General features: G+C 67.7%; 14 protein-coding genes. 4 read left to right on the forward strand and 10 right to left on the reverse strand.

Annotation, left to right across the window (positions count from 1 at the left end; translation table 11 throughout):
- Positions 1–29: 29 nt before the first annotated feature.
- The gene (locus CAL28_RS01090) at positions 30–1,424 is read right to left on the reverse strand and encodes a hypothetical protein (protein ID WP_094839582.1); all 1,395 of its coding nucleotides are present in this window, start codon (positions 1,422–1,424) and stop codon (positions 30–32) included.
- 234 nt (positions 1,425–1,658) lie between these two features.
- Between CAL28_RS01090 and CAL28_RS01095 the strand changes: the two genes are divergently transcribed.
- A complete protein-coding gene (locus CAL28_RS01095) occupies positions 1,659–2,054 on the forward strand; it encodes a VOC family protein (RefSeq protein ID WP_094839583.1) in 396 nt (131 codons plus the stop codon).
- A gap of 77 nt (positions 2,055–2,131) precedes the next feature.
- On the opposite strand, the gene CAL28_RS01100 is transcribed toward CAL28_RS01095, so the two are convergent.
- Entirely contained in the window at positions 2,132–3,511 is a 1,380-nt protein-coding gene (locus CAL28_RS01100) for an MFS transporter (RefSeq protein ID WP_094839584.1), read from the reverse strand.
- A gap of 253 nt (positions 3,512–3,764) precedes the next feature.
- On the opposite strand from CAL28_RS01100, the gene CAL28_RS01105 reads away from it, so the two are divergent.
- Positions 3,765–4,136 carry a DUF427 domain-containing protein gene (locus tag CAL28_RS01105; protein ID WP_094839585.1) on the forward strand — a complete coding sequence of 124 codons (372 nt, stop codon included), beginning with the start codon at positions 3,765–3,767 and terminating at the stop codon, positions 4,134–4,136.
- Between the two features lie 58 nt (positions 4,137–4,194).
- Here CAL28_RS01105 and CAL28_RS01110 read toward each other — a convergent pair whose 3' ends face one another.
- From CAL28_RS01110 to CAL28_RS01140, 7 genes are all read right to left on the reverse strand, one after another.
- Positions 4,195–5,196: a Bug family tripartite tricarboxylate transporter substrate binding protein gene (locus tag CAL28_RS01110; protein WP_176463831.1), complete on the reverse strand. Its 1,002-nt coding sequence runs from the start codon at positions 5,194–5,196 to the stop codon at positions 4,195–4,197.
- Positions 5,197–5,455: 259 nt separating this feature from the next.
- Positions 5,456–6,319 (reverse strand): isocitrate lyase/PEP mutase family protein, encoded by an 864-nt coding sequence (locus CAL28_RS01115; protein ID WP_094839587.1) that lies wholly within the window; start codon positions 6,317–6,319, stop codon positions 5,456–5,458.
- Positions 6,316–6,828, reverse strand: a complete 513-nt coding sequence (locus CAL28_RS01120) for a LeuD/DmdB family oxidoreductase small subunit (protein WP_094839588.1) — start codon at positions 6,826–6,828, stop codon at positions 6,316–6,318. The genes CAL28_RS01115 and CAL28_RS01120 overlap by 4 nt, the downstream gene beginning before the upstream one ends.
- Positions 6,825–8,090, reverse strand: a complete 1,266-nt coding sequence (locus CAL28_RS01125) for a 3-isopropylmalate dehydratase large subunit (RefSeq protein ID WP_094839589.1) — start codon at positions 8,088–8,090, stop codon at positions 6,825–6,827. The genes CAL28_RS01120 and CAL28_RS01125 overlap by 4 nt, the downstream gene beginning before the upstream one ends.
- Before the next feature lie 79 nt (positions 8,091–8,169).
- The gene (locus CAL28_RS01130; RefSeq protein WP_094839590.1) at positions 8,170–8,943 is read right to left on the reverse strand and encodes a GntR family transcriptional regulator; all 774 of its coding nucleotides are present in this window, start codon (positions 8,941–8,943) and stop codon (positions 8,170–8,172) included.
- A gap of 34 nt (positions 8,944–8,977) precedes the next feature.
- A complete protein-coding gene (locus tag CAL28_RS01135) occupies positions 8,978–9,946 on the reverse strand; it encodes a tripartite tricarboxylate transporter substrate binding protein (protein WP_094839591.1) in 969 nt (322 codons plus the stop codon).
- An 87-nt stretch (positions 9,947–10,033) separates the two neighbouring features.
- A complete protein-coding gene (locus CAL28_RS01140) occupies positions 10,034–10,450 on the reverse strand; it encodes a carboxymuconolactone decarboxylase family protein (protein ID WP_094839592.1) in 417 nt (138 codons plus the stop codon).
- 131 nt (positions 10,451–10,581) lie between these two features.
- Here CAL28_RS01140 and CAL28_RS01145 point away from each other — a divergent pair, with 131 nt between their 5' ends.
- The gene (locus CAL28_RS01145; protein ID WP_094839593.1) at positions 10,582–11,466 is read left to right on the forward strand and encodes a LysR substrate-binding domain-containing protein; all 885 of its coding nucleotides are present in this window, start codon (positions 10,582–10,584) and stop codon (positions 11,464–11,466) included.
- Between the two features lie 36 nt (positions 11,467–11,502).
- Here CAL28_RS01145 and CAL28_RS01150 read toward each other — a convergent pair whose 3' ends face one another.
- Positions 11,503–12,225, reverse strand: coding sequence for an ArsR/SmtB family transcription factor (locus CAL28_RS01150; protein ID WP_094839594.1), 723 nt, complete (start codon positions 12,223–12,225; stop codon positions 11,503–11,505).
- 236 nt (positions 12,226–12,461) lie between these two features.
- Here CAL28_RS01150 and CAL28_RS01155 point away from each other — a divergent pair, with 236 nt between their 5' ends.
- Positions 12,462–13,694: an MFS transporter gene (locus tag CAL28_RS01155; RefSeq protein ID WP_094839595.1), complete on the forward strand. Its 1,233-nt coding sequence runs from the start codon at positions 12,462–12,464 to the stop codon at positions 13,692–13,694.
- The last annotated feature ends 5 nt before the right edge of the window (positions 13,695–13,699 follow it).

The raw sequence follows: 13,699 nt of genomic DNA on the forward strand, positions 1-13,699 counted from the left end.
CGGCGCGGCGTCTTCCGGCGCGGCCGGGCCTAGTTCGCCCCGGCTTCCGGACCGCGCCGTCGGGCGGCGCTGTCGCGTATATGCGTCACGATGGCGTCGGCGATGCGCCTGGCGGCGGATACCGGCGGCGTTGCTTGCGCGCCCTTGCCCAGCTGCAGGCTGCCGCCGCCTCGCAGGATCGCGATCCCGCTCTCGGCCGCGATGGCCGCGGCCGCGCGGCGATGGTCATCGGCCATCGAGGCGGTTTCATCGATGACCACGGTGCCCGGTAGCAGCGACGCGACCTCGCTGACCATCGATACCGAGTCGCCCGGGACGTGGATGCGGCCGGTGGGGCCGGTTGCTTCCCGGTATGCGTGCAGCAGGGGGCGGTACGCGCTGGGCGAGTCCCGGTGCTGGAAATCGAAAACCTGTACCTCGGCGTTCGGATAGCCGCGCAAGGCTTCCTCGAAGGCCCGGGTGACCTCGTCGCGGATGCCGGCGCGATGCGGGTTGGGGCTGATTTCGACGCCGTCCGACCCGAACTTGCCGGTGCGCGGGCTGCTGACGATCACGAAGCGGCAACGTTCGCGTCCGGCCAGTTCCAGCTTGGCGATGCGATGGGCCTGCATGCGCGCGTCCTCGGCGCCAAGGCGGCGTAGGGTCGGCGTGACGGTGTCCTCGCTTTCTTCGACGACATCGCCGCCCAGCAGGATCGATACGGTATCGCCATCGATGGGTGGCAAGGGCGGGTAGCCCCGCGTCCTGTAGTCGCGCGCGGCGGTGGCGATGGAGGCCTCGTCCACGTCGTGGGCCACGCCGGGCAGCAGCTCCAGCGTCGTCTTCGACGCCAGTGCGTCGCGCTGTGCGTCCGTGATCGCCGATGCGGGCAATGCGACCACCGAGGGCAGGTGGCGGGCCTTGATGATGTCGTCGGTCAGCTTATGGCCGGTGTAGGCCGTGATGACGATATCGTCGGTGGGGACGTCGCCCAGCGCGCCGGCCAACGCATGGTCCGAGCCCGCCAGGATGAAGATCAGCCGCTCGTACTCGCTGAAGTCTATCCGGTCCGTCCATTCCTTCAGCGTCACCGTCAGCGCGCGTTCGAGTCCCATGCGATCGCGCCCGGCGAGCAGCAGGCTGTCGCACGAGATCTCGCCGGGTTGATGAAGACCCGCCTGGACCAGGGCGCGCATCGTTTCCGCCGCGACCGCGCGCGCCTGGTTGCGGTCTCCCACGCGGTCGCGCGGCGCGGCGGCAATCAGTTTGACGTATCTTGGAAGAACCGCATCGGCCGCATGGCGTGCGTGCGCGCAGGCTTCGGTGGCGCGTCCGGGTGTGGGGCTGTCGCGCCCCCCTTGCAATGGATGCCGGGGCGGCGGGCTGGTAGCCGCCGGCGTACTGGCCGCCGTTTGCATGGCGGTGCCTGATCCATGGATCTGCATGCGGATGTCCTATCGAGCGGGTCGGCGCGCGGACTCGGCGCCGCGCGCAAAGCCGCGACGATAGGGCCAAGGGGCATGCGGGACGGAAGGTCCGCGCGCTTATTCGGACGGGTCCTTCCCGGCCGGCGCTTACATCTTGCCGCGTACAAACGCGCGCCGGTGCTTTAACGTAAGGATGGCCGTCCCGATCCCTTTTTCGTCCACCGCTGGGTGGGCCCTTCGAAAGGAGACTCCATGGTTACCACAGTTACGCCGTTTCTGATGTTCCAGGGCGATGCGAGCGCCGCGATGGACTTCTATACGACGCTGTTCCCGGATAGCGAGGTCGTGCACGTGCAACGCTACCAGGCGGGGGAAGCGGGCCCGGAGGGATCGATCATGCGCGCCACCATGCGCATCATCGGCCAGACGCTGATGTGCATCGACAGCCCCGTGAAGCACGAATTCACCTTCACGCCGGCGTTTTCCCTATTCGTCGAATGCGATTCGGAAGACGAGTTCGAGCGGTTGGCGACGGCCCTGTCGCGCGACGGCATGATGTTGATGGAACCGGACAATTACGGGTTCAGCCGGCGTTTCGCCTGGATGAACGACCGCTTCGGCGTGTCCTGGCAACTGAACCTGCCCTAGCCCGCGGCCTCGGTCCCGCCCCGGCGATAAACGACGGCATGTCCGCCATCGTCCACCGCCGGTTTTGCGAAGTGCCTTTATTCGCCGCCGGCGCCGTGGGCATCCAGCTGGCGCAGTTCCTGGACCGACGCGCGCGTGCCGGGTATCTCGGAACCGCGCAGCGAATGGCCGGCGGTCTCCACCACGTGCCGCAGCGCCCACGCACCGACCACGCACGCGCCCATCATGTAGTACGCGGGGACCATATTGCTGCCGGTCGCGGAGATCAGCCAGTCGTTGATGGCGGGTGCCGTGCCGCCGAACAGCGAAGTCGACACGTTGTAGGCGATGGCGAAGCCCGCGAAGCGCACATGGGTGGGGAACATCGCCGGAAAGGTGGCGGATATGGTCGCCAGCTGCGGCGCGTACAGCAGGCCCAGTACCGCATATCCGACGATGGCGCCCGTCAGGCCGGTGGCCATCAGGTGGAACATGGGAATCGCCATCACGAACAAGCCGATGAGCGACGCCCACCATACGGGCTTGCGGCCCACCCGGTCGGATAGCCGGCCGATGAAGGGCAGGAAGACCATCATGAACAGCATGCCGATGATGGGAACGATCAGCGCCTCTTGCGTGCTCAAGCCGAGCTGGTTGGCGAAGTAGGTGGGCGAGAAGCTGAGCAGCGTGTAGTTGACGACGTTAAGCGCCACCACCAGCCCCGCCAGTGCCAGCACCTGGCCCTTGTAGTCGGTGCATACGTCCTTGACGCTGCCTTTCTGTTCCTGTTCGGCGCGTTCGTTCAGCACTTCCTCCGCTTCGCGGAAGACCGGCGTTTCCTGCAGGCGCGAACGCAGGTACATGCCTATCATGCCCATGGGCAGCGCCAGGAAGAACGGGACGCGCCAGCCCCAGGCATGCATGGCCGCATCGTCCAGCGCCATGGAAAAGCCCAGCATCAGCAGCGCTCCCAGCGAGAAGCCGCCCAGCGTGCCCAGTTCCAGGAAGCTGCCGCAGAAGCCGCGCTGCTTGTCCGGCGCGTATTCCGCCATGAAGGTCGCCGCGCCGCCGTATTCGCCGCCGGTGGAAAAGCCCTGCACCATGCGCAGCAGGACCAGCAGCGCGGGCGCCCACAGGCCGATGGTTTGATGCGAGGGAATCAGGCCGATGCAAACCGTGGCGCCCGACATCAGCAGGATCGTCAGCGCCAGGACAGCCTTGCGGCCCAGGCGATCGCCCAACGGGCCCCAGAACAGTCCCCCGAATGGACGCACCAGGAAAGAGATGGCGAAGGTGGCCAGCGCGAACAGCGTGGCTTGCTGCATATCGCCCGGAAAGAAGGCGGCGGAAATGTATGACACGCCGTAGGCGTAGATGCCGTAATCGAACCATTCCGTCGCGTTGCCGATCGCCGATGCGGCGATGGCGCGGTTCAATACGTGTTTGGGGGGACGCTCAGTGGCTGTGGATATCGCCATCGATTCTCCTGTTGTTCTCGTGGGTTTGCCGCAGGATGAAGCTGCCAGGCCTTACGATGGTTGGCTACGGAAGCGGGCCCGCCCTGCTCGCGGCTATCAGGGTATCCAGGTGAAACTGCGTGGACAAGCGCGTGGCACCAAAGATGAAAAAGTATGTTTCTTTATGCGCGGTGCCACACGCGTCATCCCCTTGGCGTGCAAGCCCATGCATGGAAAGATCGAGTTACAAGAACCTTTACGAAGGAAGGAACGCATGAAGCCCGTCAAAATCCCCGGACCCGATCATCCCATCACCATCGAGCGCAATCCCAGGCGCGTTGTCGTATCGCTGGGCGGGCGCGTGATCGCCGATACGCGTGAAGCGCTTACGCTGCGCGAGGCCAACTATCCGGCCGTGCAGTACATCCCCCGCAAGGATGCCGACATGGCGCTGCTGCAGCGGACCGACCACGCAACGTATTGCCCCTTCAAGGGCGATTGTTCCTACTACAGCATTCCTGAAGGAGGCGCCCGCGCGACGAACGCGGTGTGGACGTACGAAGATCCGCATTCCGCCGTGACGCAAATCGCGGGGCACCTGGCCTTTTATCCGGAGAGGGTCGACGCCATCGAGGAACGCGGCTAGGGGCGACGGCGTCTTCTCGCACGGAGAATCACTGAAGGCGCTTCCGTCGGCAGGCCGTTCAGTGGAGCAGCTTGATATTGCGCATCCGAAGAATTCCGTTCCATCGGTCGGTCTCTTCGGCGATCAACGCTTTGAACGCCTCCGGCGTATTGGGTTGCGGGGGCGTGGCAAAGGCTTGCTGCGCCATTGCATCGTGCAGCGCCGGCTCCATCAGCGCCGCATTGATCGATCGGTTGAGTTTCGCGACCACATGCGGTGGTGTGCCGGCCGGCACCAGCAGGCCGCTCCAGGCCCCGAGCTCGACGCCCGACAGCTCCGACACGCCGGCTTCATCGAGCGTCGGAGCATCGGGCAAGGCTGGTGTCCGCAGCGAGGACATCATGACGACCGGCTTGAGCCTACCCGCCTGTATATGGGGCAAGCCCTCGGCCACAGTCGCGATATATACGTCTATCCGGCCTCCTATCACGTCCGTCAGCGCTGGGGCGCCACCGCTGTAGGGAACATGTTGCATTTCGATATCGACTTCCTGTTGCAGCAATTCGCAAAGCAGATGCGATGTTGTTCCCAACCCGGAAGACGCGCAGCTTACCGCTCCGGGATATGTGCGGGCCAGTCTCACGACATCCTGTACGGTAGCGATGGGCGTATGTACGCTGGTCACCATGACGAACGGTATTGTTGCGACCAACCCCACGGGAACCAGATCGCGTGAAAAGTCGTACTTCATGGTCCCGTACATCGTTTTGTGTATGGTGTTCGGTCGGCCCCCGAGAAAAATCGTATAGCCGTCCGGTGTCGCGCGCGAGACATATTCGGCGCCTATATTGCCGCCCGCGCCAGGCTTGTACTGGATGATCATCTTTTGCCCGAGCGCCTCCCCCAAGTGGCGCGCGAGGAGGCGGGCCAGCGTATCGGCGCTGCCGCCGGCCGGGTAGCCGATTACCAGGGTAACCGGCCGCTGCGGATATACCGCCTCCTGGTCGGATGCCATCGCTCCCCATGGCAGGGCGACACCCGCCAAGGCAATGGCTGCGAGGCCTTTCTTGAAATGCTGCATCTCGTTTCCGTTCTGATATTGCGGGCGACAGTCGGGCATGGCTCTATGAAGGCCTGCCGGTTTGACTTCGGGATGATGTTCGCCCTGAGCAGGGCGAGAGCGCGTCTGTAACGGTGCTCGCCGCACACGTTCCGCGGGACGGTCACAGGCAGCGGGCGGGGGAAGACCACAGATGGGGAAACGCGGCGCTCGCGCCGGCCCGGTCCCGGGCCGCATGTCTCGCTATGGCCGGCCGTTTCGGATCGACCGGCCATTATCTTTATTCGTAATGCTTGCCCAGGGCCAGCAGCTCTGGCGTGCCGATCAGCGCGTTGAGCTGGTCGAAGTCCAGCATGGCGTCGCGCCAGGGCGCGGTGGTGCCTTGTTCGCGCAGGCTGCCGTAGTAGCGCTGCAGCATGTGCGATACGGCGCGCGCCGTGCCGCCGGGGAATATGACGATGGAAAATCCCTTGGCCGCGAGTTCGGCGGCGCTTTTCACGGGCGTCATGCCGCCTTCGACCATATTCGCCAGCAGCGGCACGCGCTTGCCGAAGCGCTTGCAGGCCGCCTCCATTTGCTCGTCGGTGCGCAGGGCTTCGACGAAGATCGCGTCGACGCCGCATTCCAGGTATTGCTCGGCGCGGTCCAGGGCGGCGTCCAGCCCTTCGACCGCGAGCGCATCGGTACGTGCCAGGATCAGGGTATCGGCGCTATGGCGCGCGTCCAGGGCCGCGCGCAGCTTGCCGCGCATTTCCGTCGCCGGCACGACGCTCTTGCCGTTCAGGTGGCCGCAGCGCTTGGGAAAGCCCTGGTCCTCCAGCTGGATCATCGCCGCGCCGGCACGCTCGAAGCCGCGCACCGTGCGCTGTACGTTCAGCGCGTTGCCGAAGCCGGTATCGCCGTCGACGATGACGGGGCACGCGACGCGTTCGGTAATGCGGGCCAGCGTCTGTTCGACTTCGGTATAGGTGGTCAGGCCCACGTCGGAACGCCCCAGCCGCGTGTAGGCGATCGATGCGCCCGACAGGTAGAGCGCATCGAACCCGGCCTGCTCGGCGATCAGGGCCGACAGCGCGTCATAGATGCCCGGCGCCAGGATGGATTGGCCCGCGGCGAGTTTCTGTTTCAGGGTATTCGGCATCATGCCCTCATGGGATTGGGTTTGAGCGTGCCGTCGGCCAGCCTGCGCTTGAGCAGATTGAGCAGGCCGCCGGCGCGTACCATGTCTTGCAGGAAATCCGGGATAGGTTCGCAGGCCAGGATGGCGCCGTCGGCGCGCGTGATGCGCCCGGCATCCAGGTCGATGGCGATCGGTTCGCCTTCCTGGATGGCTTCCGCGTCGGGGCAGGTCAGCAGCAGCAGGCCCACGTTGAAGGCGTTGCGGAAGTACAGGCCGCTGAAGCTGGGGGCGATGACCGCGCACAGCCCCAGCGCCACCAGGGCCGAGGCGGCCTGTTCGCGCGACGAGCCGATGCCGAAGTTGGGGCCGGCGACGATGACGTCGCCCGGACTGACGGCCGCGGCGAATTCCGGCCGCACGCGCTCCAGGCAATGGCGAGCGATTTCATCGAGGGCGAATTTCATGTACGCGCCCGGCGCGAGCTGGTCGGTATCGATGTCGGCGCCCAGGCGCCAGACTCGGTGGGTGGTCATTGCAGCATCTCCCGGGGATCGATAAGGTGTCCGGCCACGGCGGCCGCGGCCACGGTATAGGGCGAGGCCAGATAGACCTGGGCCGTGCGCGCCCCCATGCGGCCCTGGAAATTGCGCGCGGTGCTGGCGATGACGTTGGCGCCTTCCGGGATGGATCCGCCATAGCCGGAACAGGCACCGCAGGAATTGGGCAGCACGGCCGCGCCGGCGCCCACCAGCGCGGCCATGACGCCTTCGCTTTCCGCCTGCCGCTGGTCGCGCGCGCTTGCCGGCGCGACCATCAGCGTAACGCCGGGCGCGACACGCCGCCCGCGCAGCACGCTGGCGGCGGCACGCAGGTCCTCCAGCTTGGCACCGGTACAGGCGCCGATGTAGGCCACGTGCATGGGCGTTCGCGGATAGTCGGTGACCGGCCGCGAATTGGCGGGGCTGTGCGGCGCGGCGACGTGTGGCGCCAGCGTGGAGGCATCGAAACGGTAGCGTTCCGCGTCCGCTTCGGGGTCGGACTGCCAGCGCTCGATCTCCATGGCCCGCGCCACGCCGGCCTGCTCCAGGTAGGCGACGGTCTTCTCGTCGGGCGCGACCAGGCCGACCTGCGAACCGATTTCCGCCGACATGTTCGACAGCGTCATGCGCTCTTGCATGGAAAGGGCGCGCACGGCGGGGCCGCAGAACTCCACGGCCTGGTAGCGGCCGCCGTTCATGCCGAAGCGGCCGATCATGTGCAGCATCATGTCCTTGGCGGTGACGCCGGGCGCAAGCGTGCCGTCCCAGTGCATCATCAGCGTGCGCGGCACCTGGATCCAGATCTCGCCGCTGGCCACCACGCCCAGCATCTCGGTGCTGCCGACGCCGAACATATACGCGCCGAACGCCCCGCCGGTGGGCGAGTGGGAATCGCCGCCCACGCACAGCATGCCGGGTCGGATATGGCCGTGTTCCGGTACGACCACGTGGCAGATGCCCACCGAGTCGTAGACGTGCGGCAATGCCTGTTCGGCCGCCCAGTCGCGCGCGATGCGTACGATCCGGCGCGACTCGTCGTCGGCTTCCGGCACATAGTGATCCATCACCAGGACCACCTTGTCGCGGTCCCAGATGCCGGTGCCCAGGGACTCCAGCATGGGTTTGAGGCGGCGCGGGCCGCTGGAGTCGTGGAACATGGCCAGGTCCACGCGGCAGGTCACGATGTCGCCGGGCGCGACGGCGTCGCGGCCGCTGGCGGCGGCAAGCAGTTTCTGGGCCAGGGTCTGGGCGGGCATGGGGGCCTCTCCGATGTCAGGGCGTTGTGGCGGGGGCGCCAGGGCGGCGGCGCATGATGGCGGCGGTCGCGGCGGCGCCTCAGGGCGCGCCCGGGCCGGCCGGCAGCCACACCGGCGCGCCCGCGGTTTCGTGCGCGGCCATGTCCAGGCGGTACTCGAACCGGTCCGGCCGGTAGCGTGCGTCCAGGTATTCGACTGGGCGCCCGGCGGCGTCGCGGACCACGCGGCGGATGTTCAATAGCGGGGAGGCGACCGGCACGTCCAGCGCCTGCGCGACAGCCGGCTCGGCCAGCACGGCGTTGATGCTTTGTTCGGCGCCCGATACGCGGATACCGAGTTCGCCGAAGATCTGCAGCAAGGGTTTGCTGCCCAGCGCCTTGCGCGAGATGCGGCGCCCGATGGCGTCCGGGACGTAGGTCTGCAAGTAGGAAAACGGCTCGCCCTGGTGGCTGCGCACGCGCAGCGACCGGTGCACCGCAGAACCCGCGTCCACTTCCAGGCGCGCGGCGACCGCCGGCGTGGCGGGTTCCACCGCCAGTTCCAGCAGTTTGACCTGCGTGCGCATGCCCATGCGCGCAAGATGCGCCATCAGCGCGTCCACCGTGGCGCCTTGCTGCGGCGCCGACAACTGCGACGGCGCCTGGGCGAAGGTGCCGCGGCCCTGCCGCCGCGAGACCAGGCCTTCCTGGGCCAGCGCGTCCAGGGCCCGCCGCACGGTCAGGCGCGATACGGCGTATTCCTGCGCCAGCGCGTTTTCTCCGGGCAGCGCTTCCTCGGCGCCGTAGACGCCGTCCAGCAGGCGCTGGCGCAGCAACAGATAGACCTTGTGATAAAGCGGTAGCGGGCTGTTCATTCCGGTTGCCAGGTGTCGGTCCGCGCGCCGGGTGTCATTCGACCGTGGCGCCGGTGAATTTCACCACTTCGGCGTAGCGGTCGATGTCCTCGTCGACGAATTTCTTCAGTTCCGCGGGCGTGCTGCTGACGGCGGACGCGGATTCCTTTTCCAGCAGGCGGCGGAAATCCGGTGCGGCGACGGCCTTGCGCGCGGCGTCGTTCAGCCTGGCCAGCGTGTCGGCCGGCAGTTTGGCCGGCCCGAACAGCGCGAACCAGGCATTGGACTCGAAGCCCTTGATGGTATCGCCGATCGGGGGCACGCCGGGCAGCGAAGCCAGCGGCTTGGCGCTGCTGACGCCCATGGCCTTCAGGGCGCCGCTCTTGATATGGGGAATGACGTTGAGCGTGCTGCCGAACATCATGTCCACCTGGCCGCCGAGCAGGTCGGTGAGCGCCGGTGTCGTGCCTTTGTAGGGGACGTTGACAATGTCCAGGCCCGACATCATCTTCATGCGTTCTCCGGCCATGTGCAGGGACGAGCCGATACCGCCCAGGGCCATGGTGTACTTGCCGGGCGACGCCTTCGCCAGCTTGATGAGATCCGCCATGTTATTGGCGGGGAAATCCTTGCGGGTGACCAGCACGCTGGGGACGGTCGCCAGCATGCTGACGGGCGTGAAATCCGCGCGAGGATCGAACGGCAGGTTCTTGTAGAGACTGGCGTTGATCGAGAAGCTGCTGAAGCTGACCAGGAGCGTGTTGCCGTCCGCCGCGCTTTTCGCGACGTAGTCCGCGGCGATATTGCCGCCGGCGCCAGGCCGGTTTTCCACGATGACGGTGCGTGCCAATTCCTTGCCCATGGTGGCGCCGATGCTGCGCGCCACGGTGTCGGTGGTGCCGCCGGGCGGGGCGCCGACCACCAGCCGGATGGGCGGCGCGGTCTGCGCGGCGACGGGGATGGCATGGGCGCCGGCGGCGAAGGCCGCGAGGGCGCAAGCGAGGGCACGACGGGAAGGCCGCATGGTTGTCTCCTGTATAGTTGTACTGATAACAATACAAGTAGGATAACGCTGGAATGCCGGCCTTGTCGAGCGGTCGCGTCGCGCGCGTCAGACGTCGGTATCGGGCCCGCCGGCGGCCAGCGGCAGCGCGATCCCGCGTTCGCCGAAGACGTGCCGGACTTCGCTCAGGCCGTTCAGCGCGGCGGGAAAGCCCGCATAGATCGCCGTCTGCATGACGATTTCCACGATCTCGGCCGGTGTGCAGCCCACATGCAGCGCGGCGTGCAGGTGTACGCGCAATTGCGGCGCGGCGTTGCCCAGCGCGCACAGCGCGGCGACCACGGCAAGTTCCCGTTCGCGCAGGCCCACACCGGGCCGCGCGTAGATGTCGCCAAATGGAAATTCGACCACATAGGTCGCGAAGTCGGGGAAAGACTGCCGCAAGGTCTCGACGACCGCGACGCCCGTGTCGCCGTCCACCTTGCGCAGTTGCTCCAATCCTGTGATGTATCGCTGGGAGGTCATGGTTCCTGTCCTTTTTGCATGTGCATGTGCGTTTGCCGGAAGCCGGCGCGGGGGATGCGCGCAGCCGTGGACCCAACTCTATGGGCAGCCGCGGCGGACGGGAATGACCGATTTCGTGATACCTTTTCGGTATGAATAAAGCGCTAGATTCGCGTGGCCTCGAATTGTTCCTGGCGGTGGCGGATACCTTGAGCTTCCGTCAGGCGGCGGAACGCCTGCATATTTCGCAGCCGCCGTTGAGCCGGGCGATACGCCAGCTGGAGGACCGGTTGGGGACGCCGCTTTTCCTGCGCGATACCCGATCGGTGCGGCTGACGGCGGCGGGCGAACGCCTGCTGCCTTATGCCCGCAAGATCATGTCGCTGCTGGCGCAGGCGCAGGCCAGCGTGGCGGCGCCGGTCTTGCCCACCCGCCTGCGGCTGGGTATGACGACCGCGGTGGAGCCGCCGTGGTTTCGCGGGCTTGTGGCGCGCATCGAAGCGTCGGGGCGTTTCGATACGGTGATCGTGGTGTCCGATACCTCGCCCAGGCTGGTGCGGCGATTGCGCGCCCGCCAGCTGGATGCCGCGCTGATCGCGCTGCCTACCGAGACCGAAGGCCTGGCCGTCACCGTGCTGGACCGCCAGTCCATGGTGGTCGCCCTGTCCAGCGCGCATCGCCTGGCCCGGCGCAGGACCCTGTCATTGGCCGATCTTGCCCGGGAAAGGCTATTCATGTTCGAACGCGCGCGCCAGCCTGCATTCTTCGACCATTGCCATGCGGTGTTCCGCCGCCATGGTTTCGAGCCGCGCACGCTGCGCGAACCCGCCGATCACCATGTCCTGCTGGCGGGCGTGGCCGACGGCGCCGCGTTTGCCTTGTTGCCGCGCTCTTTCACATCCTTGAAGCGTGCCGGCGTCAGCTACCGGCCGCTGAAGGAAGGGGAAGAGCTCGCGGTATCGGTGGGGCTGGCCACGCAGGAGGACCGCGCCGGGCTGCGGGTTCTGCTGTCCCGATACGCGTCCGGCCGGCGTTGATCGACGCGCGCGATCCGCTGCGTGGGCGCGCCAGGGTCAATCCAGTCCGAAGGCCTCGCGCAGGGCCAGCTGGCCGGGCGGCGTGACGGTTACCGCGCGTCCGCCCGGCGCGCGGCGCATCCACCCCTGCGTAAAGCAGCAGTGGCAGAGCGCGGCGCCCAGCGCGCCGCCGATGTGCGGGCGCCGTTCGCTCCAGTCCAGGCAGGGCCGGCAGAAGACCCGTCCGGATGTTTTGTGGCCCGCCCGCGCGGCGGCCGCTTCCAGGTCCACGCCCAGGCCGCGCAGGAACGATGCGCCGTCGGCGGTCAGCACGCCGCCGTCGGGCGAGAGCTCGACATGGCCGCGCGCCACCAGGCGGTCGGCCATCGCCACGGCGATTTCCCCCGCCAGATGGTCGTAGCAGGTGCGGGCGTAGCGCAGCGCGGCGTCGCGCGGGCCGACGCGCGGCGGCGAAGGGCGGGTCGCCGCCTCCGGACCGCGCAGCTCGCTGGCCACGGCCATCATGCCTTCCACCATGCGTGCCACCGCCGGGGAAGCCAGCCGGTGGTAGCGATGGCGGCCCTGGCGTTCCACCACGATCAACCCCGCATCGACGAGCCGTGCCAAATGGCCGCTGGCGGTCTGCGGCGTAATGCCCGCGACACGCGCCAGCTCGGTCGCGGTCAGGGCGCGGCCGTCCATCAGCGCGGTGAGCATGCCGGCGCGCGCCAGGTCGCCGATCAGCGCGGCCGTGCGGGCGAGCATGGAATGGTTGGACATCGGGAACTCCTCGGGCCTGGAAGCGCGCGTCGCGTCGACAGGCCCTCCGCATCGAAACGATGCTAGCACCGTGCCGGTGCCGGTGTTACGGCGCGCGCCGAACTGTCGGGCGCCGCGGACCGGCCCCGTTTTGGCAGGAAAAGAAGGTTTGTTGTCGCACGCGCGCGCGGCCCGGCCGATAGTCTTGCTCGTGGGCGGCGCCATGCCGGCGCCGGCATGAACGGAACGCTTCCACGATGTCCACGACCGCTCTCCGGGGCGCGCGCAACGCCCGCGTCCTGGCGATGTGCCAGGGGCTGTATACCTGCGCGATATCCATCGACCTGACGCTGACCGGCTTGACGGGCTACCAATTGGCGCCGGACAAGGCGCTGGCCACCCTGCCCTTCGCCCTGATCACGGTAGCCGGCGCGGTGACGACCTGGTTCGCGTCCTTCCTGTTGCAGCGCTGGGGGCGGCGCGCGGGATTCGTGTTCGGCGCCTTGACCGGCGGCGCGGGCGGGCTGGTGTCCGTCTGGGCCGTTTTCCACGGCGATTTCTGGGCGTTCTGCTGCGGTACCGCGGCCGTGGGCGTCTTCCAGGCTTTCGCCCAGTACTACCGGCTGGCAGCGGCCGACGCCGTCGGCGACGCCGCCAAGAGCCGCGCGATTTCCATGGTGCTGGCAGGGGGTGTCGTGGCGGCCATCCTGGGCCCGGCGCTGGCGGCCTGGGCCAAGGATCTGTTTCCCGCGGCGCTGTTCGCGGGGGCCTATCTGATGGTCGCGTTGCTGGGCGGTGCATCGGCGGCGATCCTGTTGCTGGGGTACCGGGACGCGCCGACGGCCGATGCGGCCGGCACGCGGGCCGGCACGGACGCGGCCGCCCCGCCGGCGCGGCCGTTGGCGGAGATCGCGCGCCAACCGGTGTTCGTGGCCGCCGTGGCCAATAACGTGGTCGGCTCCGTGTCCATGATGGCCGTCATGACGGCGGCGCCGCTGGCGGCCGTGGCCTGTTCGCACACGATGGACCAGGGGGCCGGCATCATCCAGTGGCACCTGGTGGGTATGTACGCCCCCTCGTTCTTCGCCGGCGCGCTGATCGCGCGCGCCGGGTTGGCGCCGGTGCTGTATGCCGGCATGGCGCTGAACGTCATCAGCGCGCTGGCCGCCATGGCGTCCACCAGCCTGGCCGCGTTCCACGTCTCGCTGTTCGCGCTGGGCGTGGGCTGGAATTTCATGTTCGTGGGCGGGACCACGCTGCTGGCGCGCTCCTATCGTCCGGCCGAACGCGCCGCCACCCAGGGCTGCGCGGAGTTGCTGCGCTATATCGCGACGGCGTTGGCCACGCTGGCGGCGGGGCCGGCGCTGGACCGATTCGGCTGGTTCGCCCTGAATGCCGCTATGCTGCCGGTGATCGCGCTGGCCACCGGCATGACCTTGTGGTGGCATATGGCGACGCGGCGGGTCCGCGCGGCAGGAGTGGCGGCGTGACGGAA

Source organism: Bordetella genomosp. 11 (assembly GCF_002261215.1).
Taxonomy (GTDB): Bacteria; Pseudomonadota; Gammaproteobacteria; order Burkholderiales; family Burkholderiaceae_B; genus Bordetella_C.